21 protein-coding genes are annotated in these 25,529 nt (G+C 53.8%); 15 read left to right on the top strand and 6 right to left on the bottom strand.

The genetic code is table 11. The features are described from left to right. Positions 1 to 11 precede the first annotated feature (11 nt). From ACMHLI_RS07135 to uspE, 3 genes are all read left to right on the top strand, one after another. Complete coding sequence (locus ACMHLI_RS07135; protein ID WP_413528843.1) at positions 12 to 1,232, top strand: glycosyl transferase; 1,221 nt, start codon at positions 12 to 14, stop codon at positions 1,230 to 1,232. Positions 1,233 to 1,581: 349 nt separating this feature from the next. Beyond that, positions 1,582 to 2,337, top strand: a complete 756-nt coding sequence (gene fnr / locus ACMHLI_RS07130; protein ID WP_112167729.1) for a fumarate/nitrate reduction transcriptional regulator Fnr — start codon at positions 1,582 to 1,584, stop codon at positions 2,335 to 2,337. A gap of 148 nt (positions 2,338 to 2,485) precedes the next feature. Then, complete coding sequence (uspE, locus tag ACMHLI_RS07125) at positions 2,486 to 3,445, top strand: universal stress protein UspE (protein ID WP_413528842.1); 960 nt, start codon at positions 2,486 to 2,488, stop codon at positions 3,443 to 3,445. Positions 3,446 to 3,535: 90 nt separating this feature from the next. On the opposite strand, the gene pntB is transcribed toward uspE, so the two are convergent. Continuing rightward, on the bottom strand, positions 3,536 to 4,927 hold the full coding sequence (gene pntB, locus ACMHLI_RS07120) for a Re/Si-specific NAD(P)(+) transhydrogenase subunit beta (RefSeq protein ID WP_213050656.1): 1,392 nt from the start codon (positions 4,925 to 4,927) through the stop codon (positions 3,536 to 3,538). A 10-nt stretch (positions 4,928 to 4,937) separates the two neighbouring features. Then, on the bottom strand, positions 4,938 to 6,467 hold the full coding sequence (pntA, locus tag ACMHLI_RS07115; protein ID WP_413529018.1) for a Re/Si-specific NAD(P)(+) transhydrogenase subunit alpha: 1,530 nt from the start codon (positions 6,465 to 6,467) through the stop codon (positions 4,938 to 4,940). A gap of 536 nt (positions 6,468 to 7,003) precedes the next feature. Here pntA and ydgH point away from each other — a divergent pair. Then, on the top strand, positions 7,004 to 7,957 hold the full coding sequence (gene ydgH, locus ACMHLI_RS07110) for a DUF1471 family protein YdgH (RefSeq protein WP_413528841.1): 954 nt from the start codon (positions 7,004 to 7,006) through the stop codon (positions 7,955 to 7,957). Between the two features lie 91 nt (positions 7,958 to 8,048). On the opposite strand, the gene ACMHLI_RS07105 is transcribed toward ydgH, so the two are convergent. Then, on the bottom strand, positions 8,049 to 9,161 hold the full coding sequence (locus ACMHLI_RS07105; RefSeq protein WP_413528840.1) for a dipeptidase: 1,113 nt from the start codon (positions 9,159 to 9,161) through the stop codon (positions 8,049 to 8,051). A 250-nt stretch (positions 9,162 to 9,411) separates the two neighbouring features. On the opposite strand from ACMHLI_RS07105, the gene ACMHLI_RS07100 reads away from it, so the two are divergent. The 10 genes from ACMHLI_RS07100 (at position 9,412) to ACMHLI_RS07055 (ending at position 20,590) form a co-directional block, all read left to right on the top strand. Next, the gene (locus ACMHLI_RS07100; RefSeq protein ID WP_413528839.1) at positions 9,412 to 11,007 is read left to right on the top strand and encodes an ABC transporter substrate-binding protein; all 1,596 of its coding nucleotides are present in this window, start codon (positions 9,412 to 9,414) and stop codon (positions 11,005 to 11,007) included. Continuing rightward, positions 11,004 to 12,017 carry an ABC transporter permease gene (locus tag ACMHLI_RS07095; RefSeq protein WP_112167722.1) on the top strand — a complete coding sequence of 338 codons (1,014 nt, stop codon included), beginning with the start codon at positions 11,004 to 11,006 and terminating at the stop codon, positions 12,015 to 12,017. The genes ACMHLI_RS07100 and ACMHLI_RS07095 overlap by 4 nt, the downstream gene beginning before the upstream one ends. Then, positions 12,014 to 12,940, top strand: coding sequence for an ABC transporter permease (locus ACMHLI_RS07090; protein WP_112167721.1), 927 nt, complete (start codon positions 12,014 to 12,016; stop codon positions 12,938 to 12,940). The genes ACMHLI_RS07095 and ACMHLI_RS07090 overlap by 4 nt, the downstream gene beginning before the upstream one ends. Next, positions 12,940 to 13,770 (top strand): ABC transporter ATP-binding protein, encoded by an 831-nt coding sequence (locus tag ACMHLI_RS07085; protein ID WP_112167720.1) that lies wholly within the window; start codon positions 12,940 to 12,942, stop codon positions 13,768 to 13,770. Before ACMHLI_RS07090 ends, ACMHLI_RS07085 begins: the two co-directional genes overlap by 1 nt. Then, a complete protein-coding gene (locus ACMHLI_RS07080) occupies positions 13,767 to 14,552 on the top strand; it encodes an ABC transporter ATP-binding protein (protein WP_413528838.1) in 786 nt (261 codons plus the stop codon). The genes ACMHLI_RS07085 and ACMHLI_RS07080 overlap by 4 nt, the downstream gene beginning before the upstream one ends. 67 nt (positions 14,553 to 14,619) lie before the next feature. Then, positions 14,620 to 16,179: a serine hydrolase domain-containing protein gene (locus ACMHLI_RS07075; protein WP_413528837.1), complete on the top strand. Its 1,560-nt coding sequence runs from the start codon at positions 14,620 to 14,622 to the stop codon at positions 16,177 to 16,179. Between the two features lie 382 nt (positions 16,180 to 16,561). Beyond that, positions 16,562 to 17,038, top strand: coding sequence for a GlcG/HbpS family heme-binding protein (locus tag ACMHLI_RS07070; RefSeq protein ID WP_413528836.1), 477 nt, complete (start codon positions 16,562 to 16,564; stop codon positions 17,036 to 17,038). A 59-nt stretch (positions 17,039 to 17,097) separates the two neighbouring features. Beyond that, positions 17,098 to 17,655 carry a sugar dehydrogenase complex small subunit gene (locus ACMHLI_RS07065; RefSeq protein ID WP_413528835.1) on the top strand — a complete coding sequence of 186 codons (558 nt, stop codon included), beginning with the start codon at positions 17,098 to 17,100 and terminating at the stop codon, positions 17,653 to 17,655. Then, complete coding sequence (locus ACMHLI_RS07060) at positions 17,648 to 19,252, top strand: GMC family oxidoreductase (protein WP_413528834.1); 1,605 nt, start codon at positions 17,648 to 17,650, stop codon at positions 19,250 to 19,252. Before ACMHLI_RS07065 ends, ACMHLI_RS07060 begins: the two co-directional genes overlap by 8 nt. 18 nt (positions 19,253 to 19,270) lie before the next feature. Beyond that, complete coding sequence (locus ACMHLI_RS07055; protein WP_413528833.1) at positions 19,271 to 20,590, top strand: c-type cytochrome; 1,320 nt, start codon at positions 19,271 to 19,273, stop codon at positions 20,588 to 20,590. A gap of 72 nt (positions 20,591 to 20,662) precedes the next feature. Here ACMHLI_RS07055 and ACMHLI_RS07050 read toward each other — a convergent pair whose 3' ends face one another. Next, entirely contained in the window at positions 20,663 to 21,772 is a 1,110-nt protein-coding gene (locus tag ACMHLI_RS07050) for a GGDEF domain-containing protein (RefSeq protein ID WP_413528832.1), read from the bottom strand. Positions 21,773 to 22,044: 272 nt separating this feature from the next. Between ACMHLI_RS07050 and dauA the strand changes: the two genes are divergently transcribed. Beyond that, positions 22,045 to 23,706, top strand: a complete 1,662-nt coding sequence (gene dauA / locus ACMHLI_RS07045; protein WP_413528831.1) for a C4-dicarboxylic acid transporter DauA — start codon at positions 22,045 to 22,047, stop codon at positions 23,704 to 23,706. A gap of 64 nt (positions 23,707 to 23,770) precedes the next feature. On the opposite strand, the gene kdsA is transcribed toward dauA, so the two are convergent. Continuing rightward, positions 23,771 to 24,625, bottom strand: coding sequence for a 3-deoxy-8-phosphooctulonate synthase (gene kdsA / locus ACMHLI_RS07040; RefSeq protein WP_413528830.1), 855 nt, complete (start codon positions 24,623 to 24,625; stop codon positions 23,771 to 23,773). A gap of 94 nt (positions 24,626 to 24,719) precedes the next feature. Beyond that, on the bottom strand, positions 24,720 to 25,529 hold the full coding sequence (sirB1, locus tag ACMHLI_RS07035) for an invasion regulator SirB1 (RefSeq protein ID WP_112167710.1): 810 nt from the start codon (positions 25,527 to 25,529) through the stop codon (positions 24,720 to 24,722).

Raw genomic sequence — 25,529 nt, 5'->3', positions numbered from 1 at the left:
GAGAATACCGCATGAGTGATTTTTATCAGGATGGTGTCATTACTAATTTCCATAATTTGACTCACCGTAAAGTTGAAGAACTGGAATACGATTTGCAGGTGTTTTCGGGCCGACGCTCAATGGGATTAATATTACCTTCGCTTTTTTCAGAACTTGAAGGTCCGGCGCTGACAAAAATTGTCGATGAACTGACAAAAGTCCCCTATCTGGAAGAAATTGTTATTGGTTTAGATCGCGCTGACCGCGATCAGTTTTTATTTGCTCGTGAGTTTTTTTCCCGCCTGCCGCAGCGTCACCGTATTTTATGGAATGACGGCCCGCGCCTGAAAGCGCTGGATGAAGAGCTAAAAAAAGAAAATCTCTCACCGATGGAACCGGGCAAAGGCCGTAACGTCTGGTTTTGCGTCGGCTACACGCTTGCCTCGCGGCGCACGTCTGTCGTGGGCCTACATGATTGTGACATTGTCACCTATAGCCGTGAGATGCTGGCGCGCCTGATGTACCCGGTCGCCAATCCCAATTTCCATTACGATTTCTGTAAAGGCTATTACGCCCGCGTGGCTGATGGAAAATTCAACGGACGCGTGGGCCGCCTGCTGGTCTTCCCGCTGCTGAAATCTCTGCAAATCGTCTACGGCCACTCCGATTTCCTCGAGTATCTGCGGACTTTCCGTTATCCGCTTTCCGGCGAATTCGCCATGCGCACCCACGTTCTGAATGATTTGCGTATTCCGAGCGACTGGGGTCTGGAGATAGGCGTACTTTCGGAACTGCACCGCAACACCGCCACCCGCCGTATCTGTCAGGTGGATATCGCCGATAATTACGACCACAAGCACCAGCCGATGTCAGAAGATGACGCCACCAACGGTTTACAACGCATGAGTATCGACATCACCAAAGCGTTGTATCGCAAGATGGCCATTCTGGGCGTCAACATTACCAGTGAGTCTTTCCGCATTCTGAAAGCCACCTACTACCGCAATGCGCTGGATATGATCGACGGGTTTGAAAATGATGCGCGTATGAACGGATTGTCGTTCGATCGCCACAGTGAGGAATCCGCCGTAGAGCTGTTCTCGGGCGCGATTATTGAAGCGGGTCAGGCATTTGTCGATACGCCGAGTGAAAAGCCATTTATTCCGAGCTGGAGCCGCGTGCAGTCGGCCTTTCCTGATATGCTTGATCGTCTTCACGAAGCGGTGGAAAAAGATAATGAAGGCGACGTATAATTTCGCAAGATAATTTGATGGTACAAATCAACGCTGCAATTGCAGCGTTTTTTGCATTTCGTAAATCAAAAAACCGACGCTAAGAATATCTTCAGCCATGATAAATTGATTCAGGCAATGTATCTGTTAAAAAAATTATATAAATTTTACGAATAAATTGACCCATATCTAAATCTCATTGATTCTCAATTCATCTAAATACCTCATGCAGATCAAAATAATTGGAAAAAAAACTCATTAAAAATCGTGCTTTTTTAACATTTCGCTCTTTTCGCGCCATCTAGATACTTATCACTCGCTGCAAAAGATGTTAAAATTGACCCATATCAATATTGCCTGAGTGACTCTTATGATCCCGGAAAAGCGTATTATTCGACGTATCCAATCTGGTGGCTGTGCGATCCATTGTCAGGACTGTAGCATCAGCCAGCTTTGTATTCCTTTTACGCTGAACGAGCATGAACTCGATCAGCTCGACAACATCATCGAAAGGAAAAAGCCGATCCAAAAAGGTCAGGCACTGTTCAAAGCCGGCGATGAATTGAAATCCCTTTATGCTATCCGCTCCGGGACCATCAAAAGCTACACCATCACCGAACAGGGTGATGAACAGATCACCGGTTTCCATCTGGCGGGCGATTTAGTCGGCTTTGATGCGATTGGCGGTCTGCAACATCCAAGCTTCGCACAGGCGCTGGAAACGTCCATGGTCTGTGAAATTCCGTTTGAGACTCTCGACGATCTCTCCGGTAAAATGCCCAATCTGCGCCAGCAAATGATGCGTCTGATGAGCGGTGAGATCAAAGGCGACCAGGATATGATCCTGTTGTTGTCGAAGAAAAATGCGGAAGAAAGACTGGCCGCGTTTATCTATAACCTCTCCCGTCGTTTCGCAGAGCGTGGTTTCTCCCAGCGTGAATTCCGCCTGACGATGACCCGTGGCGACATCGGCAACTACCTCGGTCTGACCGTGGAAACCATCAGCCGTCTGCTTGGCCGTTTCCAGAAATCAGAAATGCTGAGCGTTAAAGGCAAGTACATCACCATTGAGAATCACGCGATGCTTTCTCAATTAGCCGGCCAGTCTGTCGCGGTATCTGCCTGATAGTCCACTTCGTTAAATTTTGAGTCGGCTCAGCAATGAATAATTTGTTGATCCGACTCAATTTCTCCTCTGTCCGATTGCTTAATCTTGGTTTACTCTGTAATTAATACAGTTAACGCTGTTCTCTCACAGGTGTTAAGGAGTCCCCATGGCTAAGTATCAAAATTTACTCGTTGCTATAGACCCCAATCAGGATGATCAACCTGCTTTGCGTCGCGCCGTTTATCTGGTGCAACGTAACGGTGGACAGATCAAAGCTTTCCTGTCTATTTATGATTTCTCCTATGAGATGACCACCATGCTGTCGCCGGACGAACGGACCAGCATGCGACAGAGTGTGATCAATGAGCGGGCCGAATGGATTAAAGAGCAGTGTAAGTATTACATTGAAGCCGGTATCCGAATTGAAGTGAAAGTGGTCTGGCACAACAAACCCTTCGAAGCACTTATTCAGGAAGTGATTGCAGCCGGTCACGATCTGCTGCTAAAAATGGCTCATCAACACGACCGTCTCGAATCGGTGATCTTCACCCCTACCGACTGGAATTTGCTGCGCAAATGCCCCTGCCCGGTCTGGATGGTTAAAGATCAGCCCTGGCCCGAAGGCGGTAAAGCCGTCGTTGCGGTTAACCTTTCCAGTGAAGAACCCTATCACGACCCGCTGAACATCAAACTGGTAAAAGAAACCATCGATCTGGCGTCTCACGTCAATCAGACAGAAGTACATCTGGTCGGTGCGTATCCGGTCACGCCAATCAATATTGCCATCGAACTGCCGGACTTCGACCCCAGTGTCTATAACGATGCAATCCGTGGTCAGCACCTGATTGCCATGAAAGCGTTGCGCCAGAAATTCCAAATTGATGAGAAATTCACGCACGTGGAAAAAGGCCTGCCGGAAGAAGTGATCCCGGATCTGGCTGAACATCTGCAGGCCGGTGTCGTGGTATTAGGTGCGATTGGCCGTACCGGATTATCGGCGGCTTTCCTCGGCAATACCACCGAACAGGTGATCGACCATCTGAAATGCGATTTATTGGCCATCAAGCCGGATGATTTTGAATGCCCGATTACGCAAGACGATGATGAAGAGGACGACGACGAATAACGTCTGAGTCATTAAACCTTACTTCTTACGAAATAAATAAAGGCCAGTCGATTGACTGGCCTTTTTCATTTCAAATCAATGCGTCATGTATTACAGCGCGCGCAGGATTTTCTCTACGCTTTCTTTCGCATCACCAAACAGCATCTGCGTGTTGTCTTTGAAGAACAGCGGGTTCTGAACGCCGGCATAACCGGTATTCATCGAACGTTTGAAAACAATCACGTTCTGCGCTTTCCACACTTCCAGCACCGGCATACCGGCTATCGGGCTGCGTGGATCTTCTAACGCGGCCGGGTTCACGGTGTCATTGGCACCGATCACCAGCACAACGTCGGTATCAGTGAAGTCACCGTTGATTTCGTCCATTTCCAGCACGATGTCATAAGGTACCTTCGCTTCCGCCAGCAAAACGTTCATGTGGCCCGGCAAACGCCCGGCAACAGGGTGAATACCGAAACGCACTTTGATGCCTTTGGCGCGAAGTTTGGCCGTGATGTCGTGAACCGGATACTGAGCCTGCGCTACCGCCATGCCGTAGCCAGGAGTGATGATCACAGAGCTGGCGTTTTTAAGCATATCTGCCACGTCTTCCGCGCTCACTTCGTGATACTCACCCATCTCTTCCGCATTTCCGGTTGAGGAACCGTCAGTACCGAAACCGCCTGCAATAACGCTGATGAACGAGCGGTTCATCGCTTTACACATAATGTAGGACAGGATCGCACCGGAAGAACCAACCAGCGCACCGGTAACGATCAGCAGGTCGTTGCTGAGCATAAAGCCCGCCGCTGCTGCTGCCCAACCGGAATAGGAGTTCAGCATCGATACCACCACCGGCATGTCCGCGCCGCCGATAGAAGAGACCAGATGCCAGCCGAAGCCGAGTGCGATGATGGTCATTATCAAGAGTGCGAAGACTTGCAGACCCACGCTTTCGGTACGAACGAACGTCACCATCAGCAGGAAAGACACCACCAGTGCCGCCAGATTCAATTTATGACGATGTGGCAATGCCAGCGGTTTGGAAGAGATAATCCCGCGCAGTTTGCCAAAGGCCACAATAGAACCGGTGAAAGTCACCGCACCAATGAAGATACCAAGGAAGACTTCGGTCAGATGGATGTTTTCCATCACACCTTCCATCGGCACTGCACCGTGGTCGAGGTAGCTGTTGAAGCCGACCAGAACCGCAGCCAGACCGACGAAACTGTGCAGGATCGCCACCAGTTCCGGCATTTCAGTCATTTCTACTTTACGCGCCAGATAGACACCAATTGCGCCACCGATCACCATCGCAACGATGATCCAGCCGACGTTACCGGAGTCAGGGCCAAGGATGGTCGCAATTAACGCGATCGCCATCCCGGTCACACCGAAGATGTTCCCCTGCTTAGACGTTTCATGTTTAGAGAGCCCCGCAAGGCTGCAAATAAACAGAATAGCGGCAACAATATATGCTGCTGTAACTAAACCCCCAGACATATGCTACCCCTTAATTCTTACGAAACATCTTCAGCATGCGCTGAGTGACGGTGAATCCGCCGAAAATATTGATACTGGCGATAAGTACCGCAATAAAGGACAGGAAGCTGACCCAGCCGCCGTGACCAATCTGCAATACCGCGCCCACCACGATGATCCCGGAAATGGCGTTGGTGACCGACATCAGCGGAGTATGCAATGCATGGCTGACGTTCCAGACCACGTAATAACCGACCACGCAGGAGAGCGCAAAGACGGTGAAGTGGGACAGGAACTCTTTCGGCGCAACATTTGCCAGCCAGCCAAACAGCACAATGGCCACCGCCATGATGATGAATTTGGTCCACGGCGACGCAGGTTTGGCTTCGGCTTTGGCAACAGGCTCAGCCGCTTTGGCCGCCTGAGGTTGCGCAGACACTTGAATCGGTGGCGCTGGCCAGGTAACCTCACCGGCTTTCACAACGGTCACGCCGCGCACCACGGTGTCTTCGAAGTCGATCTCGATTTCGCCGTTTTTCTCTTTGCACAGCAATTTCAGCAGGTTAACCAGGTTGGTGCCGTACAGCTGAGAGGACTGCGTCGGCAGACGGCTTGGCAGATCGGTATACCCGATGATTTTCACGCCGTTTTCCGTGGTGGTGATTTTATCCGCCACGGTCAGTTCGCAGTTACCGCCGGTTTGCGCCGCCAGATCGACGATCACGCTGCCCGGTTTCATGGACGCAACCATTTCTTTGGTGATGAGTTTCGGTGCCGGACGGCCGGGGATCAGCGCGGTGGTCACGATGATATCCACTTCTTCGGCCTGAGCGGCGAACAGCGCCATTTCCGCTTTAATGAAGGCTTCGGACATGACTTTGGCATAACCGTCGCCGCTGCCTGCTTCTTCTTCGAAGTTCAGTTCAAGGAACTCCGCACCCATACTCTGAACCTGCTCTTTCACTTCAGGTCGGGTATCAAAAGCACGTACGATAGCACCGAGGCTGCCAGCTGCGCCGATGGCCGCAAGACCCGCCACGCCGGCGCCGATAATCATGACTTTTGCCGGTGGTACTTTACCTGCGGCGGTAATCTGCCCGGTAAAGAAACGACCGAATTCGTGAGCGGCTTCGACAATCGCACGGTAACCGGCGATGTTAGCCATTGAGCTCAGGGCATCCAGAGATTGTGCGCGGGAGATGCGCGGCACAGAATCCATTGCCATTGCAGTGACCTGACGGTCAGCCAGCTTCTGAATCAGTTCGGGATTTTGTGCAGGCCAGATAAAGCTGACCAGCGTGGTGCCTGCCTGTAATTTATCGATTTCATCGTTTTCAGGTGCATTCACCTTCAACACGATATCTGAATGCCAGACTTCCTCGCCGCTCACCACGGACGCACCCGCTTGTTCATAAGCGGCGTCCTCAAAGCTGGCTAACTTCCCGGCACCTTGTTCGATAGCGACCGTAAAGCCGAGTTTGAGCAGCTGTTCCACCGTTTTCGGCGTGGCTGCAACCCTGGCTTCATTGGTCAACCGCTCTCTTGGTACACCAATACGCATAGTATTCCCTTCACCCTTTTCATTGATGATTTGTGTCATCGTCATAACAATTCAATTACCTGCCTGCCGGCTTATGTAGAACGCCGGAACGTGTTTTTTCAGGCTGGTTATAACCTACTGAATATCTAATCAATAATCTACGTATCGCAGTGATAGTCGGATAATTAATAATAAAAAAATTGATATGGACCGCAAACCTGCTGCAAACCCTGAGAAACACGCCTTTGATCCACTTCATCAGGCGATTAAAACCAGATCTATCACTCTGCCTTTTTTCCCCTGAGCCGCTGACAGCAGGCATAAAAGTTAGAAAATAGTGAATAATTAACATTTATTTCACTACTTGGATTATTCCTCAAACTTATATAAGTTAGGTTCAGCAAAAAAAGAACGGTGTAATGGCGCCCACGCCTGCATTACTGCCATAAATTACTGAGACACTCGGTATTGTTACATGCAATAATCGGCCGCTAACCTGTTACACATCAAGAATTCAGCACGTTTCAACATTACTGCGCAAGGTGAAAGGATTTTTTATGAAGCTGACAAAAACGATCATTGTATCGGCCCTGTTTTCTGTTTCTGCGCTGTCTGCTGCACATGCCGCGCAGGAAATTAGCCCGCAGAAAGCAGCAGCCATCAAACCCTTTGATCGCATTGTTATTTCCGGGCGTTTTAACACGCTTGGCGATGCGGCTGATGCCGTGTCACGTCGCGCTGATAAACTCGGCGCTGACTATTTCTACATTCAGGACACCAACACTACTAACAATAGCGGTAACTGGCGCGTCGTTGCAGATATCTATAAAAAAGATGCGCCGGAAGTGAGCAAAGACCCAAATTATCGTGTGATCAACGGCGTGGTCGAGCTGCCTAAAGATGTCGCTTATCAGCTTGAGCCTTTTGATACCGTCACGGTCAGCGGATTCTACCGCAGCCAGCCAGACGTCAATGATGCCATCACCAAAGCGGCGAAAGATAAAGGGGCTTATTCCTTCTTCATCGTACGCCAGATTGATGCCAACAGCGGCGGCAACCAGTACATCACTGCGTTTATCTACAAAAAAGATGCACCGAAACGCGTAGTACAGGATCCGGATGCCATACCTGCGGATTCCGAAGCCGGTAAAGCCGCACTGGCCGCCGGTGGCGCAGCCGCGAAGAAAGTTGAAATTCCTGGCGTTGCCTCTTCGGGCAGCCCAAGCCGTGACGTTGGCCGTTTCTTTGAAACGCAGTCCTCTACCGGCAAGCGTTACACTGTCACTGCCACTAACGGTGCTAAAATTCAGGAAGTGAACGACGTGACCGCCGCACAGATGGTTCCGTTTGACTCCACAACCTTCACCGGGCATTTCAACAGCACCACGGATGTTTCGCAGGAAGTGGCCAACCGTGCCGCTGCCAAAGGCGCCAAGTTCTACCACATTACCCGCCAGTGGCAGAACAAAAGCGGTGGCAACCTGACCGTAAGCGCAGACTTCTTCAAATAAGTCTGACGCAATCAGCACAGCAAAAAGGCAGCCACTGATGGCTGCCTTTTTATTTATCACACCGAATCGGGCATCAGGTCTCGCGTCCCGTTTATTCGCCCCAGGTTCTTTCCAGAACGTTAACCCAGTTCTTGTAGCAAATCTTCTCCAGCAACGCCTGCCCGTACCCTGCTTTTCTCAATGCGTCCACCAGCACCGGCAATCCGCGCACGTCAGCCATAAACGGGGCCATTGACGCGCCATCGAAATCTGATCCAAAGCCCACGCCGTCCTCACCCAAATGTTCCAGCAGATAATCCACGTGACGCACCATGATATCGGTGCCGGTATCGTCGCTTCTCTTGCCATCTTCGCGCAGGAACGGCACGGCAAAGTTCAGCCCGACAAAGCCCTGGCTCTCTTTTATAGCACCCAGCTGCTTGTCAGTCAGATTACGCGACTGCGGACAGATGCTGAAGGCATTGGAATGACTGGCCACCAGCGGTGCATCGCTCAGTTCAGCGATCTGCCAGAACCCTTTTTCGTTCAGATGCGACAGATCGATCATGATGCGTTTCGCATTACAGGCTTTCACCAGACGGATACCGGCGTCTGTCAGGCCGGGGCCGGTGTCCGGCGAGGTCTGATATTTGAACGGTACACCGTGTCCGAAGATGTTCGGACGACTCCACACCGGCCCGAGCGATCGTAATCCCATGCTGTAGAGCACATCGAGATTATAGAGATCGGCATCAATCACTTCCGCCCCTTCAATATGCATAACCACAGCTAATGCATGGTTATCCATCGAGTGACGGATATCACGCGCCGTACGGCAGATTTTTACTTTTCCCTGCGACTGTTCTTCAATGCGCAGCAGGAACGCCATCATGCCAAACGTGACGTCACGCGCAAAATCGAAAGAAGGCGTCGGAGAAAAATCCGGATGTCTTTGAGTACCTTCCAGCAAGAATTGGGTATCGACAGAACGATCTGGCGCGGTCTTTGCAAGATCAACGGCAGGAGTCGGCACCCAGGCGGCGAAAAGCCCGCCGGCAAAGCCTGCTTCACGGCAGCGAGGCAGATCCATTTGTCCGCTGGCCGGGCCCTGGAGGAATGCGTGCTCCGGATTTTGACGATGTTCTGTCCAAAGTTGCAGCAAAACGTCGTTATGTCCATCAAAAACCGGCATTAACTCTTCAGTTCCGTGCGCTACGTTATTCATAAAAAAGGTCTACCTTTGATTGAGCGTGACAAAGACAACGGAGATTTGCTCGCATGAGGTGCATCACCGGTTCCATGTTGCACTAAAGATGAACAGAGCCGTTGTCGTTCACATTAGATTTTTCGATATGAAAAGTCGAAACATGCAAAGCAACGGTTTTTCATTTAAGCCAGTTGCCCGCGGTGAAGTCAAGGGTTTGCCCACGTAATACTTAATATTACTTTTATATATCAACACTATGGGAGTTGTTATGGTTACCAGGCGTCAATTCGTTACCGGTTTTTCCGCAATACCTGCACTGTCTTACCTGAAATTTGACTCTGTGTTTGCAGCCACGCCAGCGTCAATTCTTGTGATGGCCATTCAGCTCGACATCATTACCAGCCTTGATCCACATGAAAGTTTCGAGAGCGTAGGCAGTGAAATAACCGGAAATATGTATCAGAAACTGGTGAAACCTAAGCTGGCCTCCCCTGATGAAATCGAAGGCGATCTGGCCCTGTCATGGACCGTATCCGACGATAAAAAAACCTTTACCTTCAAGCTGGATCCGAAAGCCAAATGGGCTGACGGCAAACCGCTGACCGCAGAAGATGCCGCATTTTCCCTGCAACGCGTGGTGAAACTGGATAAAAGCCCGGCGTACATCATCAACCAGTTTGGTTACACCAAAGATAACGTGGAAAGCATGATCACCGCGCCGGATGCCGAAACGCTGGTGATCACGACCGCCGAACCGGCCTCAGAATCCTTCCTGCTGTATTGCCTGACCGCCAACGTTGGCAGCATCGTGCAGAAATCCGCGTGTCTGGCGAATCAGGCGGGCGAAGATTTGGGCAACGCCTGGTTGAAGAAAAACAGCGCCGGTTCCGGTGCCTTCAAACTGCGCGACTGGAAAGTCAGCGAATCCGTCATTCTGGAAAGCAATAAGAATAACCCGCACGCGGGCAATATTCAGCGCATCATCATGCGTCATATCGTCGACCCTTCCGCTCAGTTGCTGATGCTGCAAAAAGGCGATATCGACATCGCACGTAATCTGACCACCGAGCAGCTCCGTCCGCTGATGAACGACAAAAACTTCACGCTGGTACGTAAAGGCATCGCCGGAACCTATATGCTTTCCGCCAATACAGCACACCCGAATCTGGCCAAACCGCAGGTCTGGCAGGCGCTGAAGTGGGCGGTGGATTACGAAAATATTCAGCAGCATATCGTGCCGCTGACCCACAAAATTCATCAGAGTTTCCTGCCCGAAGGTTTCCCGGCGGCGGTGAACACCATCATGTATAAGCGTGATGTTGCCAAAGCCAAAGTGTTGCTGGCCGAAGCCGGTTTTCCGAATGGCTTCGAAATCACGCTCGATCACTATTCCGCATCACCCTCTTCCGACATCGTGCAGGCATTGCAGTCAAATCTCGCCGAAGTGGGGATAAAAGTGACGTTACTGGCTGCGGAAAGCCGTCAGGTGCTGACCAAGATGCGTGCGCGTCAACAGCAGCTGGCCCTGACCCAATGGGGCGCGGATTACTTCGATCCGAACTCCAACGCCGAAGCATTTTGCAGCAATCCGGATAACACCGATGCCGCGAAGAGCCGCACGCTGGCGTGGCGTTGCAGCTGGCAGGATAAAAACATTTCCGATCTCAGCGCCAAAGCGCTGAAAGAGCCGGATCCGGCCACGCGTATCAAACTTTACGAAGAGCTGCAGACCAGACATATGGAAAACAGCCCGTTTATCATCATGCTGCAACCGACGAATACCGCCGCCTGCCGTAACGTGATTTCCGGCGTAGCATTAACCGTAATGAACACCAGCCCTTACGAGAAGGTTGTTAAAGCGTGAGCAAGAGACTCAAAGGCTATCTGAGTACCTGCATCAGCGTTTGTCTTACTTTGTTTGGTCTGTCGGTAGTGACGTTTTTTATTGGTCGCGTCATGCCGACGGATCCGGTTCTGGCTGCGGTTGGCGACAACGCCCCGCAGGCAGTCGTAGAACGGGTTCGTCACGAAATGGGGCTGGATCAGCCCCTCTGGTTGCAGTTCTTTCACTACCTCAGTCAGGTGTTTCACGGTGACTTAGGCCGTTCCGCCCTGACCTCCAATCTGGTCACCACCGATATCGCCCGCTTCTTCCCCGCTACGCTAGAGCTGGCGACCGCTGCCATCATTATTGCGGCCGTGGTCGGCATTCCGCTTGGTGTCTGGGCGGCAACGCGTCAGGGCAGCTGGATTGATCAGACCATCCGCGTAGTGTGTCTGGCCGGTCATTCGCTGCCGGTGTTTGTGCTGGCCTTGCTCAGCCTGCTGATTTTCTACTCCGCGCTGGGAATTGCGCCGGGGCCGGGACGTCAGGACATCATCTATCAGGACATGATCCCGCAGGTCACCGGGCTGTTAACGGTGGATTCCCTGATCGCCGGTGACATGGGCGCGTTCTGGGATGCGCTGGCACACATGGCCCAGCCGGTGCTGATCCTCGCGTATTTCAGCATGGCCTACATCACCCGTATGACCCGTACCTTTATGCTCAATGCGCTGAGCGGCGAATATGTGATCACCGCGCGCGCCAAGGGATTATCGGCTCAACGGGTTATCTGGAAACACGCCTTCCCGACCGTCGGCGTGCAGCTCATCACCGTGCTGGCACTGACTTATGCCGGTTTGCTGGAAGGTGCCGTGGTCACTGAAAACGTCTTCTCCTGGCCGGGTCTCGGACAATATCTCACCGTCTCGTTGATGAATGCGGATATGAACCCGGTGATCGGCTCCACGCTGCTGATCGGCGCGATTTACGTGCTGCTTAACCTGCTGGCCGACCTTCTCTACCGACTATTGGATCCCCGCGTAAAATGACTTCAATCCCTGTTACCTCGCCACCCCGCGCCGGAAGCCGCGCCTGGCTGCTGGCGGATACGCCGCTGACCCGCACGCAGGCCGTGTGGGGACGCCGTTACCGCATCTGGCTCGGGCTGCGCAAAAATCCCCTGGCCGTCACCGGCCTGTTCACCGTGCTGGTTGTACTGCTGGTGTCAATTTGCGCGCCGTGGCTGACGCCTTACGACCCTGGCGCGCAAGATCTGGCGCATCGTTTAGCCAAACCGTCTTCCCTGCACTGGCTGGGTACCGATGAACTCGGTCGCGATACGCTGAGCCGCATTCTGTATGGCGGTCGCATCACGCTGGGTATGGTGATTATCGTCGTGGCGATCGTGGCGCCGCTCGGTCTGCTGATAGGCTGCGTGGCCGGTTATGCGGGCGGATGGGTGGATCGCTTGCTGATGCGCGTGACCGACATTTTCCTCGCCTTCCCGCGTCTGATTCTGGCGCTGGCGTTTGTCGCCGCCCTGCGTCCGGGCATCGAAAGCGCCATTCTGGCGATCGCCCTCACCGCCTGGCCGCCGTACGCCCGTCTGGCGCGCGCCGAAACCATGCAGGTACGCGGCACCGATTACATTGCCGCCTGCCGTCTTACCGGCGCGACCTCTGCCCGCATCGTGCTGCGCCACATTATGCCGTTGTGTGTGCCGAGCCTGGTGGTGCGTATCACCCTCGACATGAGTTCAATAATTATCACCGCCGCCAGCCTCGGTTTTCTGGGCATGGGCGCACAGCCGCCATCGCCGGAATGGGGGGCGATGATTGCCACCGCACGCCGTTTTCTGTTCAGCGAATGGTGGGTGCCATTAATTCCGGCAATTGCGATTTTCGTGACGTCTCTGGCGTTCAACTTCCTCGGCGACGGGCTGCGTGACGTCCTCGATCCTAAGGAGCAATGATGCTGGTTGATATCAAAGATCTGCACATCACATTCAAAACCAACAGCGGCAGTTTTGATGCCGTACGCGGTGTCTCGCTGTCGCTGGGCAAAGAGAAATTCGGCATCGTGGGCGAAAGCGGTTCGGGCAAATCTCTGACCGCGCGATGCCTGATGAATCTGCTGCCATCCAGCGCCAAATGCCGCGCCGAAACCCTGTCGTTTGACGGTATCGATCTGCGCAACGCCAGTGAAAAACAGATGCGCCAGATCCGTGGCAAACGCGTCGGCTTTATTTTGCAGGACCCGAAATATTCACTCAATCCGGTGATGCCGGTGGGAAAACAGGTCGCGGAAGCGTGGCAGACGCACAAGGGCGGTACAAAAAAACAGGCCATGAACGCCGCGATCGAACTGCTTGATCAGGTTCGCATTCGCGATCCGCATAAAGTCGCGCAGCGTTATGCCCATGAAGTGTCCGGCGGTATGGGCCAGCGCGTGATGATCGCCATGATGCTGGCGCCCGATCCGGAGCTGATGATTGCCGATGAACCGACCAGCGCGCTGGATGCCACCGTACAGGCGGAGATTTTACGCCTGCTTGACGATCTGGTTTCCAGCCGTGGCATGGGGCTGATTCTGATCAGCCACGATCTGCCGCTGGTGTCGAAATTCTGCGATCGCGTGGCGGTAATGTACGCCGGGCGGATTGTCGAAACGTTACAGGCCGGAGACTTACTGAAAGCACAACATCCTTACACGCGCGGGTTGCTGGAATGCCTGCCGTCGCTGAAACATCCGCGCGACAGACTGCCGGTGCTGGTGCGTGATGAAGCATGGAAAACCTCATGACAGAACACTCTACGTTTAACCGCGAATTTTTTGATAACAGCAAGATTACCCTCAATAATTTGCGCATTGCGTTCGATGATAACGAAGTCGTCAAGGGCGTGAGTTTCAGCGTCCCGCCGGGCGGCTGTTTCGGCATCGTCGGCGAAAGCGGCTCGGGCAAATCCACTATTTTGCGCGCGCTGGCCGGGCTTAATCAGTCATGGTCAGGGGAAATGGTAATCGGTGGTGAAGACCAGATGCCGGTGCGTCAGAAACGCTTTTTCCGCCGCGTGCAGATGGTATTTCAGGACCCCTACGGCTCGCTGCATCCGCGCCAGACTATCGACCGCATCCTCAGCGAACCGCTGATCGTGCACGGTTTTCTCAACATCGAGAAACGTATTGCCGATGCGCTGGCCGAAGTGGGATTGCCGCAGGCTGTGCGCTTTCGTTTCCCGCATCAGCTGTCCGGCGGACAGCGTCAGCGCGTGGCGATTGCGCGGGCGATGATTTCAGAACCCGAGATTTTACTGCTTGATGAACCGACTTCCGCCCTCGACGTCTCGGTTCAGGCCGAAATCCTGAACCTTCTGAGCGATCTGCGCGAGCGCCGCAAACTCACTTATATTCTGGTCAGCCACAATCTGGCGGTCGTAACGCATCTTTGCACCAGCATTGGCGTGATGATTGGTGGTGAAATGGTTGAGCTTCTGAGCGCGGACGATTTACGGATGGGCAACGTCAGCCATCCGCATACAGCAGAATTGCGATCGTTGAGTCTCAGTCTTGAAGAGCCCGAATGAGCCAAATGCACGTTCATATCAGGCATATTTAAAAGTATTCACTGACTGACAGTATTGGGAGACGTTCATGACATCCACCACACAGTCTGCATTACAGTGGCAGGCGGCAGAGACTGCGGCGAAACGCATCACGCAGAGCTGGAACAAACCCGGCGAACCGGGCGGCGCCATCACCCTTTTCGACAGCAAAACTCTGCGCAGCTGCGCCACCGGCGGGTTGGCGAATCTGACCACCGCCGAACCTTTTGGCATCGATTCGGTGGTGCGCTACGCCTCGGTCACCAAGCACATTTTCGCCACGCTGGCGTTACTGCGCAGCGACGCCGGCCTTACGCTTAACGATACGCTAGGCCAGCATTTACCGCAGCTGAAAGCACCGATGTCGCAGGTGACTGTCGGCCAGGCGCTGGATATGACCGGCGGTTTGCCGGACGTGCGCGAAACGCTCTCGCTGCTCGGTGTGTCGGTTTATAACGTCAGCGACGCCGCAGATATCATGGCGTTTCTGGCACAAGACGGCGCGCTGAATTTCCCGGCGGGCACTGAGATTTCTTACAGCAACACCGGCTACCGGCTGGTGGAAGAGATCCTGAAACAAAAAGGCATTTTGTTTGAAGATCTGCTGCAACAGCACATCGCACGTCCGCTGGATATCGCTTTCCACGCGCCGGAAACCTGGTTCGATATCGTGCCCGATCTGGCACCCGGTTACTGGCAGGATGCGACCGGCTGGAAAACCGCCGTCGCCGGTCTGCATCTTTCGGCGTCCGGCAGCCTGACCGGCAGCGTCCGGTCGCTTTCCGTCTGGCTGCAAAGCCTGCTGAGCAATACCGGTCCCGGCGAGGGCGTGCTGAAAACCCTGACGGAACCGCGTTATCTGCACGGCGATATTCCCTCCGCCTACGGACTGGGCACCACCTCAACGCAAATCGGTGAACATACGGTTTATGGCCACGGCGGTTCGCACGCCGGGTACAAAACCTATTTCCTGCTGCATCCGCAACGGGATATCGGGGTCGCGCTGGTCTCTAACCGCGAAGACACCACGGCGTACACCCATGCGCTGGAGGTGATGTCGGCGCTGCTGGCCACCCCGCTTCCGCCACGCAGCCACGCCCTGCCGGATGGCCTTTATGCCAGCACTGCTGAACCGTACTGGCTGAACGTCAGCAACGGTACGGCCAGCTATCTGGGTTGTGCAGATAACCTGTATGAGGGCGAGGATGCCGGTGAGGCAATTACGCTGTCGGCGCATATGCCAATGCGTCTGCGCTGGGACGGTAAAGCCATTAAAGGCGAAATCGGCCATGCACCGCGTTACTTCACGCCGGTCGAACCTAATGACTGCCTGAAAATGGTTCAGGGTCGCTGGTATCACCCGGAATCAAAAGCCGCGTTTGATATTGAGGGAGACCGGCTGCTGATGGGCGTCGGCACATTACGCGCCAGCGGTCAGCTGTCGTCGCTGGGTGCCGGGCGTTTATTGGTGGAACTGCCGGACGGCCCGTGGAAGAAAAACTTCTGCCTGTATTTTCAGGGCTATAACGTAAAGCTGATTTCTAACCGCAGCCGCGTGCTGAACTTCCGCCGCGACGAATGTCGCAGCAGCTGGCAGCCGACGAAATAATCCCCTTCACACCGCACAAAGCCTTCCGCCCGGAGGGCTTTTTTGTTAACCCGATCACATTTCATTTATCACAATGGATCATCTGGTACATATTCGCACAAAATGTTCAGTCCTTATTCCATAAGGCCTGCCAGCCCGATTTGCGCACTTTATCATCTGAAAATCTTCTTTTTGAGTAGTTGCCCACCGTAACCGTCACTTCTTCTATTTTGTTAATTGAATTAACATCCACGAAACATAAAACAATAACCTTGTGGTTACTTTGGCTTTAAGAAACGCCGTCAGGCGTCCGGACAGTTAAGGTTATTGTTTTAAAATTAATGATTTTTATAAATTTTTTATTCGAAGCAATGCTGTTGCAACTGCTACAAGGGATGAGTCTATGTCTGTTAAAAAACACTCCGCGCGCGCGTTACTCTGTGCCGCCACATTTCTTTTTTCTGCCACATCTGCGTTTGCCGCCGATCACCCTCAGCTTGATAATGCGCAGGCCGCCAGCGTGATCGACAGCGTGAAATCGACGCTGGCACAACAGCACAGCACCGGTTGCGTTGCCGTTGTTGATGCATCTGGTTCATTACTGGCCTTCCAGCGCCTGGACGGTTCTCCGGCCGGTTGCGTTGAGGCGTCAATTGGCAAAGCCCGCACGTCCGCCCTCTATCACGCCCCTTCGCTGAAATTCATGCAGCGTTTGCAGGGCGGCGAAACCACGGTTCTGGCGATCCCTCACGCGGTCGCACTGGGCGGCGGCTTCCCGCTGACGCTTAACGGCGAAGTGGTGGGCGCGGTTGGCGTCAGCACGCCGAAGCAGGAGATTGACAACCAGTCCTCTGAAAAAGCCGCCAGCGTTCTGAAATAACCCCATCCGAAACAGTTTGATTAATGGCCACGCCGTGGCCGTTTTATGGAAAAGACACAATGATCAACCTCTCTCGTCGCCGGATGGTTCTCGGCACTGCGGGCGTGCTGGCAGCCGGGATCGGCAGCCAGCTACTCGGCGGTGGCGTGTTTGCCACACTGGCTCACGCCGCGCCGCCTCTGGCATCGGCCGTGACTATGCCCGCCAGTTTTATGCGGCTTTCCAGACAGCTGACCGGTATGGATGCGCTGGAACCCCATCTTGCGCAGGCACTCTATAGCTGGCTGCATCATGCCAAACTCGACACCCAGCTCGATGCACTTTCGGTACTGATCGCTGAAAATACTGACGTCGTCGGCGACTCCCTGCATCTGCTGTTAGCACAGCAACCGGCTGAAATGGCGAAGTTGTATCAGCAACTGGTCAGCGGCTGGTATCTCGGCGTGGTCGGTCAGCCGGGCAGTCAGCAATGCATCGGATTCGAAAATATCGTCAGCTATCAGCTGCTGAAAAATAACCTGCTGCCTCCCAGCTATGCGCCGGGTGAACCGAATTTCTGGATCCACAAACCTGCTGCCGCATCGCAAAACACTCAGGAGGTAAACGCTCATGGCTGATGCACTGAACGCAGACGTTGTCGTTATCGGTGCCGGTATTGCCGGCTCCCTGGCGGCGCTGAAAATGGTCAAAGCCGGGGTTTCCGTGCTGATGCTCGATTCAGGGCCGGTCATTAAACGCGATGAAGCGGTGGAACTGTTCCGGCAGTCGCCGCTGAAAGGCGATTTCACCGAGCCGTATCCACCGAAACCCTGGGCTCCGCAGCCGAAATTCCAGCCAAAAGATAATAACTATCTGATCCAGAAAGGCCCGGATTTATATGCGGCGCAATACCTGCGCGGCGTCGGCGGCACCACCTGGCACTGGGCCGGACAAGCGTTTCGCCTGCTGCCGAACGACATGAAGATCAAAACCCTGTACGGCATCGGTCGCGACTGGCCGATCGGCTACGACGATCTCGAACCTTATTACACCGAGGCCGAAATCCAGATGGGCGTATCCGGTGACGATGCGCTGGATTCTCCGCGTTCGCAGCCCTATCCGCTGCCGGGTATTCCGCTGCCTTACGGTTTTGACCGCATCAGTAAACGCATCGCCAAACTGGGTTATGTGCTGGGTATTGGTCCGCAGGCGCGCAACAGTATTCCTTATGATGGCCGTCCTGCCTGCTGCGGTAACAATAACTGTATGCCGGTCTGCCCGATCGATGCGCAATACCACGGCGGCATCTCCGCCCGTAAAGCTATCGAAGCCGGCGTGCGTGTCATTGCCAACGCCGTGGTGTGCAAAATTGAAGCCAACGACAGTGGCGAAATCGTCGCTGTGCATTATCTCGATGCCGACAAAGTGATGCACAAAGTCACCGGTAAACGGTTCGTGCTGACCGCCAACGGTATTGAAAGCCCGAAACTGCTGCTGATGTCCACCAGCGAAAAATACCCAAATGGTATCGCCAACAGCTCCGGCATGGTGGGACGAAACCTGATGGATCATCCGGGGACCTCCGTGGAGTTCTACGCCGATGAGCCGGTGTATTTTGGCCGCGGTCCGATGCGTCCGGGCAGTATCAATAACCTGCGCGACGGTGAATTCCGTGGCGAACGTTCCGCGCTGCGCATCGATGTGGCAAACACCTCACCGGTGCGATATCTGACCGAGCGTCTGGTACGCCAGGGCTATTACGGCAAAGCGCTGAACGACAAACTGACTTTTCAGTCTGAGCGGTTTATTCAGCTCAAATGCCTGCTGGAGATGCTGCCGGAGCCGGAAAATCGTGTCGTCTTAAGCAAAACCGAAAAAGATGAATGGGGTATTCCGCGTCTTGAGGTGTATTACAAATTCCCGGAATACGTTCATCGCGGCTATGACCAGTCGATGCTCGACTTCCAGAAGATCGTCAAAGAAATGGGCGGTACCGACGTGGTGTACAGCAAACGTGGCGTGTATGACAACAACCAGCACATCACCGGCACCATGATCATGGGCAGTGATCCGAAGGATTCGGTAGTGGATGGCGACTGTCGCACACACGATCATCCGAACCTGTTTATCGCCGGTACCGGCATCATGCCGTCGGCCTCGACGGTGAACTCCACGCTGTCCGGTACGGCGCTGGCTTTACGCATGGCGGATACGGTGCTGAAAAGCCTGGCCTGATTTTCTGAGGATTGAGCAATGAAAATGAATTTCATGCTGGCGATGTTGCCGTTAATGGTGGCGACCAGCGTCTTGGCAGCGGTTACGCCAGAGAATACCGCGCTCATTAAACGTGGTGAATATCTGGCGATCGCCGGTGACTGTACTGCCTGCCATACCGCGCCGGGTGCGGATAAAAGCGCAAAATTTGGCGGCGGCTATCCGCTGGCTTCCCCTTTCGGGGTGATTTACGGCACGAATATTTCATCCGATAAAGAGTTTGGGATCGGCAACTGGACGGACGAGGAATTCGTGCGCGCAGTGCGCGAAGGCGTGGGCAAAGAAGGTCAGCAGCTTTATCCGGCCATGCCCTATGACTCCTTTACCAAAATGAAACGCGACGAAGTGCTGGCGATCAAAGCCTATCTGATGTCGCAACCGGCGGTGCATTCCGCCGGGCCGCAGACCGATTTGTCATTCCCGTTCAACCAGCGCTGGGGTATGCGCGTCTGGAAGTGGTTTAACTTCGACAAAGGCGAGTTGAAAAACGATCCGTCGAAGTCCGCCGACTGGAACCGGGGCGCGTATCTGGTGGAAGCCCTCGAGCACTGCGGCACCTGCCACACGCCGCGCACGCTGACCATGGGCATGGACAACGACAAAGCCCTTTCAGGTGGCGATCTGGGCGCATGGACGGCGTTTAACATTACGCCAGATAAAAACGCCGGCATTGGCAACTGGTCGCAGGAAGAGCTGGTGGCTTATCTGAAAACCGGTTTCGTCGCCGGAAAAGCCTCGGCGTCGGGTGCGATGGCTGAAGCCATTGAGCACAGCCTGCAACATCTTTCGGACAGCGATCTGAACGCCATCGCCACCTACATCCGTTCGGTTCCGGCGGTGGGCGATGAGAAACAAACCAAACCGCGCGATGCATGGGGCCAGAAAGATCGGGATGTCTATCCGGTGCGCGCTCAGGGTCTGTCGATGGATAAATCCGCCGCAGCGCTGTTCAACGCCAGCTGCGCCGCCTGCCACGGCAAAGGCGGAGAAGGAATTGGCGCAGGCTTCCACGCCTATCCTTCACTCTTCCACCACTCCAGCACCGGTTCTTATGACAACCGCAATCAGGTGTCGGTGATCCTCAATGGCGTCCAGCGTCATATGGAAAAAGGTGAAGTGATGATGCCGTCTTTCGCCAACCAGCTGGATGATGAACAGATTGCTACGCTGAGCAACTACGTCAGCAAGCAGTTTGGCAATCCGGCGGCCGCCACGGTCACGGCGAAGGACGTCGGGGAAATGCGTAAAGCCGCAGATCTGACTTCTCCGCCAGAGATTGAGGAAGGCACGCAGAAGTAACGGGCGCAGAAGAAGGACACACGCATAAACGCAAAAAAGGAGTCGATAACCGGCTCCTTTTCATTTTCATTATCAGGGATTTCGGGTAGGCAGACGTTTATCCCCCAGCGCGGCCAGCGTCAGAATAGAACTGCCGACCACACGATTTTTCCCCTGCCGCTTGGCCTCGTATAAAGATAAATCGGCAAGTTTCAGGGATTTACGGATAATCATTCCCGGCAGATAGAGCGATACGCCAAGTGACGCTGTCACTTTTAGCTCCCTGCCATCCTCAAGAATAATGAGGCAATCTTCGACCTCTTTGCGGATACGTTCGGCAATCGCCAGCAGCGTATCGGGATCGTAATTCGAGGTCATCACCAGAAACTCTTCACCGCCGTAGCGACCGGCAAAATCATCATTTCGCGTCAGATGCCGCAGTAACCGCCCCACTTCGATCAAAACCCGGTCCCCGGCCAGATGCCCGAGCGTGTCGTTGACGTGTTTGAAGTTATCGATATCCAGCAAAATCAGCCCGCAGGCTTCACGCTGCACCTGCCGTTGCGCCAGCCAGTAATCGATGCTGGCGCGATTGTTAATTTGCGTCAGATCATCGGTGGCCGCCTTCACCCGAATGGTGAAGACTTTGCTCATGTACATCTCTTTATAATTCAGCGCGTGATAACAGAGGATCATACAACCCGCGGCAATTGCCTGATAAAAAAGCAGTTCTGACCAGGGAACGTCGATCCCATGAATACCCGACACCAGCGCCAGGCGGAAAATTCCGACCAGAATAATGGTAATATAGAGTTCGCGATGTTTGCGTCTGCGCCAGACGCGGAAAGTGAACAGCGTACAAAGAATGATGGCGATAAACAGATTATTGAGGGTGAACATGCCGCTGAATAAAAACGCCACAATAAAACTGCACAGCCCGCTGAGCCAGCCACCAAAAAAGGTGACTAAAATCATCGGCAGCATTTCGAAACTGAAGGATAAGTCGTCGACCAGTACCAGACGGTTGCCACGCAAATACAGTGCGGTAAATCCCGCCACGACGCCGAAGACGATGCGTTTCCAGTGTGCTCCTTGAAAGGTGAAGGGTTCGCTGCGACTCAGGACAAAAAAGATAATCGACAGCGTGGCATACGTAACGCAAATATCCGCATACAAGCTATTGAGCGATATGATATCCGGCATAGATAAATGCGTCCCCTCACGCTTTTCTCTCCAAATTACGGGCATTAACTTAAATATAGATGATCAATGCCTTGATTGTTCCCGACACTTAAATATAGCGGGACGTGTCACATTGCCGGGAATTAAACTGGCGCACAGGATACAGGCCGCAGCCTTGTCACTCCTTGATTTACATCTAGATGACGTCAGGAGGATCGGCGTAAGCTAGTGCTTTCGGGTAATGGATAACCCGTGTTCTTTTCAATCCTTTTTCGTCAGGTGGTTTACGCCGTATGAATACCTCAGGAAGTCGCCGTATCAGGCTGTTCAGTGCTCTGATTGATGCCTGTTTCCATGAAAAATATTCTCTCCCACGTCTGCTCAAAGATGCCATTGCCGGTGTCACTGTCGGGATCATCGCGATCCCACTCGCCATGGCACTGGCCATTGCCAGTGGTGTTCCGCCGCAATACGGGCTTTATACGTCAGCGATAGCAGGGATTGTGATCGCCATTTGCGGCGGGTCTCGCTTCAGCGTGTCCGGGCCGACCGCCGCGTTCGTGGTGATCCTCTTTCCGGTCTCACAACAATTTGGCCTCTCCGGTTTATTACTGGCGACGCTGATGTCCGGTTTCATTCTACTGCTGATGGGCATGGCGCGCTTTGGCCGGCTTATCGAATACATTCCGCTGCCGGTGACACTCGGTTTCACCTCGGGGATTGCCATTACTATCGGTACCATGCAGTTCAAAGACTTCTTCGGGCTGACAATGGCCACAGTGCCGGAGCACTATCTGAGTAAAGTCGCGGCGCTGGTGATGGCCATGCCGACGCTGGATTATGGCGATGCGGCAATTGGTATCGTGACGCTCGGCGTACTGATCTTCTGGCCGAAACTGGGCCTGCGCGTACCCGGGCATCTTCCGGCATTGCTGGCGGGTTGCGCAGTGATGGCAATTTTCATGCAGGCCGGACATCCGGTCGCCACCATCGGTTCGCGTTTTCATTATCTTCTGCCTGATGGTTCACAGGGCAACGGCATTCCGGCGATCCTGCCGCAGTTCACCCTACCCTGGAATCAGGGCAGCGGCCTGAGCTGGTCGCTGGTGCAGGCGTTATTACCGGCAGCCTTTTCAATGGCGATGCTCGGCGCGATTGAATCGCTGCTGTGCGCCGTGGTGCTCGACGGTATGACCGGTAAAAAACACCACTCGGACAATGAACTGATCGGTCAGGGTATCGGTAATATCGTCAGCCCGTTCTTTGGAGGGATCACCGCGACGGCCGCCATTGCCCGCTCGGCGGCCAACGTCCGCGCCGGTGCGACTTCACCGGTTTCTGCCATTATTCACTCACTGCTGGTGATCCTCGCCCTGCTGGTGCTGGCGCCGTGGCTTTCGTGGCTGCCGCTGGCGGCGATGGCCGCCCTGCTGCTGATGGTGGCGTGGAACATGAGCGAAGCGCATAAAGTGGTGGATTTACTGCGCCGCGCGCCAAAAGACGACATTCTGGTCATGCTGACCTGCATGAGCCTCACCGTGCTGTTCGACATGGTGATCGCTATCACCGCCGGTATTGTGATGGCCTCGCTGCTGTTTATGCGCCGCATCGCTAAGCTCACCCGCCTGACGGAAGTCCCGGTCGAAACGCCGGACGATATGCTGGTCATGCGCATCAATGGCCCGCTGTTCTTCGCCGCCGCCGAACGAATCTTCAGCGAATTACAGTCGCGCAGCGCAGGCAAGAAAGTGATCGTATTACTGTGGGACCGCGTCGCGGTACTGGATGCCGGTGGCGTGAATGCATTGCGCAACTTCATCGACAACCTGACGGAAGGCACCGAAGTTCGCATCGCTGAAATTCCCTTCCAGCCGCTGAAAACCCTGGCCCGTGCCAGAATGCAGCCGATAGAAGGCAAACTGAGTTTCTACGGCAAGCTGGAGGAAGCGCTTTAAGCGCAGCCCTTAAACAACAAAGGCGACCACAGCGGTCGCCTTTGTTCATTCTGATACCGCCAGATTATTTGCTGGTATCGAGTGCCGGGAAGCTTTTCACCAGATCGTCGATGGCTTTCATCTGAACCAGGAAAGGTTCCAGTTTCTCTAATGGCAGCGCAGACGGGCCGTCGCATTTCGCGTGAGCCGGATCTTCATGCGCTTCGATAAACAGACCGGCGATACCGACCGCCATACCCGCACGCGCCAGCTCAGCCACCTGGGCACGACGGCCGCCGGACGCTGCGCCAAACGGATCGCGGGTTTGCAGAGCGTGGGTCACGTCGAAGATCACCGGATGACCGCCAGTGGCATTGATCATCACGTTCATGCCCAGCATGTCGACAACCAGATTGTCGTAACCGAAGTTGCTGCCGCGATCGCACAGAATGACCTGATCGTTACCGCCTTCTTTGAATTTATCGACGATGTTACCCATCTGACCTGGGCTGACAAACTGTGGTTTTTTCACGTTAATGACTGCGCCGGTTTTTGCCATCGCTTCCACTAAGTCAGTCTGACGCGCCAGAAACGCAGGCAGCTGGATAACGTCAACTACTTCAGAGACCGGCTGTGCCTGCCAGGATTCGTGAACGTCGGTGATGATTTTCACGCCGAAAGCCTGCTTCAGCTCCTGGAAAATCTTCATGCCTTCGTCCAGACCCGGACCACGGTAAGAATGAATCGATGAGCGGTTGGCTTTATCGAAAGACGCCTTGAAAACGTAAGGAATGCCCAGCTTCTGCGTCACGGTGACGTAGTGTTCGCACACGCGCATCGCCATGTCGCGCGATTCGAGTACGTTCATCCCACCGAACAACACAAACGGCAGATCGTTGGCGACGTTGATGTCCTGAATGCTAACCACTTTATGTTTCATGCTTTGGCCTTTTTAGTGATAAATCCTTCATCTGAGATCGCCTCCAGAGGCGCTTTTCACTACTCGTCAGATGATAACGTAAGGTAATAATAAATTAATGCAGCGTCACGTGCTTGTGTTCAATCGCATGGATCTGCACTTTGATCACTTCTGAAATCGGGTCTTCCGGGCACTGTTCGACAAAATAATTAAGATCAGACACCGCCACCTGATTGCAGTCGAGCTGCACGTAAATCAGGCCACGATCGCGGATTTCATACGGGTCTTCAGGGTCAAACTGCAACACGGTTTCACTTGCCCGCAGCGCCAGTTCAAACTGTCTTTCTTCCATCAGCGCTGCTTTGAGCGTATCGAGCATTTTACGCACGATCACGGTGTTCTCCGCTTCTTCCAGATCGTCATCTTCAATTTCGGCCGTGATGCCGAGATTGCCTTTAAGCCAGACGCTGAGCATATGTTCGTTAAGGGTGTCGCCGTTGATAGGATTGAGCAACCACATCTCTTCATCCAGCCAGTCTGCGCGGAGGATCAGCTGCGTGGGGAAAATGACCGGCATCAGCGGTAAATCAAGCTCATGCGCGATGTGCAGAAAAATCACACCCAGCGAGACCGGTGTGCCCTGCTTAGAGGCCAGCACTTTATCGATCCAGATAGCATCGGACAGGCGATACACACCGCCCGCGCCGCCAAACCCCCAGGTGCGGTAAAATAGTTCAATCAGGACTTCGAGCTGCTGATCCTGATCGAGATCTTCAGGCACGGCGCGGCGCGCTTCATCAACCAGCAGTTGCAACTGACGGCGGACATCTTCCGCATTGAAATCAAAGCGAACGGACTCTGTCACTTTGATCACTCCGGCACTGAGACGGGCAGTATTAAATTCGAAATCAGCAAGGGTACTCAT

The organism is Rahnella inusitata (assembly GCF_965118895.1).
Classification (GTDB): domain Bacteria; phylum Pseudomonadota; class Gammaproteobacteria; order Enterobacterales; family Enterobacteriaceae; genus Rahnella; species Rahnella inusitata_A.
Note: the sequence above shows the minus strand (reverse complement) of the source record. Positions and strands in the feature narration are given on the sequence as shown.

Coding starts and splice junctions, on each gene's coding strand:
- ACMHLI_RS07135 (WP_413528843.1), top strand. CDS start 12: ATGAGTGATTTTTATCAGGATGGTGTCATTACTAATTTCCATAATTTG.
- fnr (WP_112167729.1), top strand. CDS start 1,582: ATGATCCCGGAAAAGCGTATTATTCGACGTATCCAATCTGGTGGCTGT.
- uspE (WP_413528842.1), top strand. CDS start 2,486: ATGGCTAAGTATCAAAATTTACTCGTTGCTATAGACCCCAATCAGGAT.
- pntB (WP_213050656.1), bottom strand. CDS start 4,927: ATGTCTGGGGGTTTAGTTACAGCAGCATATATTGTTGCCGCTATTCTG.
- pntA (WP_413529018.1), bottom strand. CDS start 6,467: ATGCGTATTGGTGTACCAAGAGAGCGGTTGACCAATGAAGCCAGGGTT.
- ydgH (WP_413528841.1), top strand. CDS start 7,004: ATGAAGCTGACAAAAACGATCATTGTATCGGCCCTGTTTTCTGTTTCT.
- ACMHLI_RS07105 (WP_413528840.1), bottom strand. CDS start 9,161: ATGAATAACGTAGCGCACGGAACTGAAGAGTTAATGCCGGTTTTTGAT.
- ACMHLI_RS07100 (WP_413528839.1), top strand. CDS start 9,412: ATGGTTACCAGGCGTCAATTCGTTACCGGTTTTTCCGCAATACCTGCA.
- ACMHLI_RS07090 (WP_112167721.1), top strand. CDS start 12,014: ATGACTTCAATCCCTGTTACCTCGCCACCCCGCGCCGGAAGCCGCGCC.
- ACMHLI_RS07085 (WP_112167720.1), top strand. CDS start 12,940: ATGCTGGTTGATATCAAAGATCTGCACATCACATTCAAAACCAACAGC.
- ACMHLI_RS07080 (WP_413528838.1), top strand. CDS start 13,767: ATGACAGAACACTCTACGTTTAACCGCGAATTTTTTGATAACAGCAAG.
- ACMHLI_RS07075 (WP_413528837.1), top strand. CDS start 14,620: ATGACATCCACCACACAGTCTGCATTACAGTGGCAGGCGGCAGAGACT.
- ACMHLI_RS07070 (WP_413528836.1), top strand. CDS start 16,562: ATGTCTGTTAAAAAACACTCCGCGCGCGCGTTACTCTGTGCCGCCACA.
- ACMHLI_RS07065 (WP_413528835.1), top strand. CDS start 17,098: ATGATCAACCTCTCTCGTCGCCGGATGGTTCTCGGCACTGCGGGCGTG.
- ACMHLI_RS07060 (WP_413528834.1), top strand. CDS start 17,648: ATGGCTGATGCACTGAACGCAGACGTTGTCGTTATCGGTGCCGGTATT.
- ACMHLI_RS07055 (WP_413528833.1), top strand. CDS start 19,271: ATGAAAATGAATTTCATGCTGGCGATGTTGCCGTTAATGGTGGCGACC.
- ACMHLI_RS07050 (WP_413528832.1), bottom strand. CDS start 21,772: ATGCCGGATATCATATCGCTCAATAGCTTGTATGCGGATATTTGCGTT.
- dauA (WP_413528831.1), top strand. CDS start 22,045: ATGAATACCTCAGGAAGTCGCCGTATCAGGCTGTTCAGTGCTCTGATT.
- kdsA (WP_413528830.1), bottom strand. CDS start 24,625: ATGAAACATAAAGTGGTTAGCATTCAGGACATCAACGTCGCCAACGAT.
- sirB1 (WP_112167710.1), bottom strand. CDS start 25,529: ATGAGTACCCTTGCTGATTTCGAATTTAATACTGCCCGTCTCAGTGCC.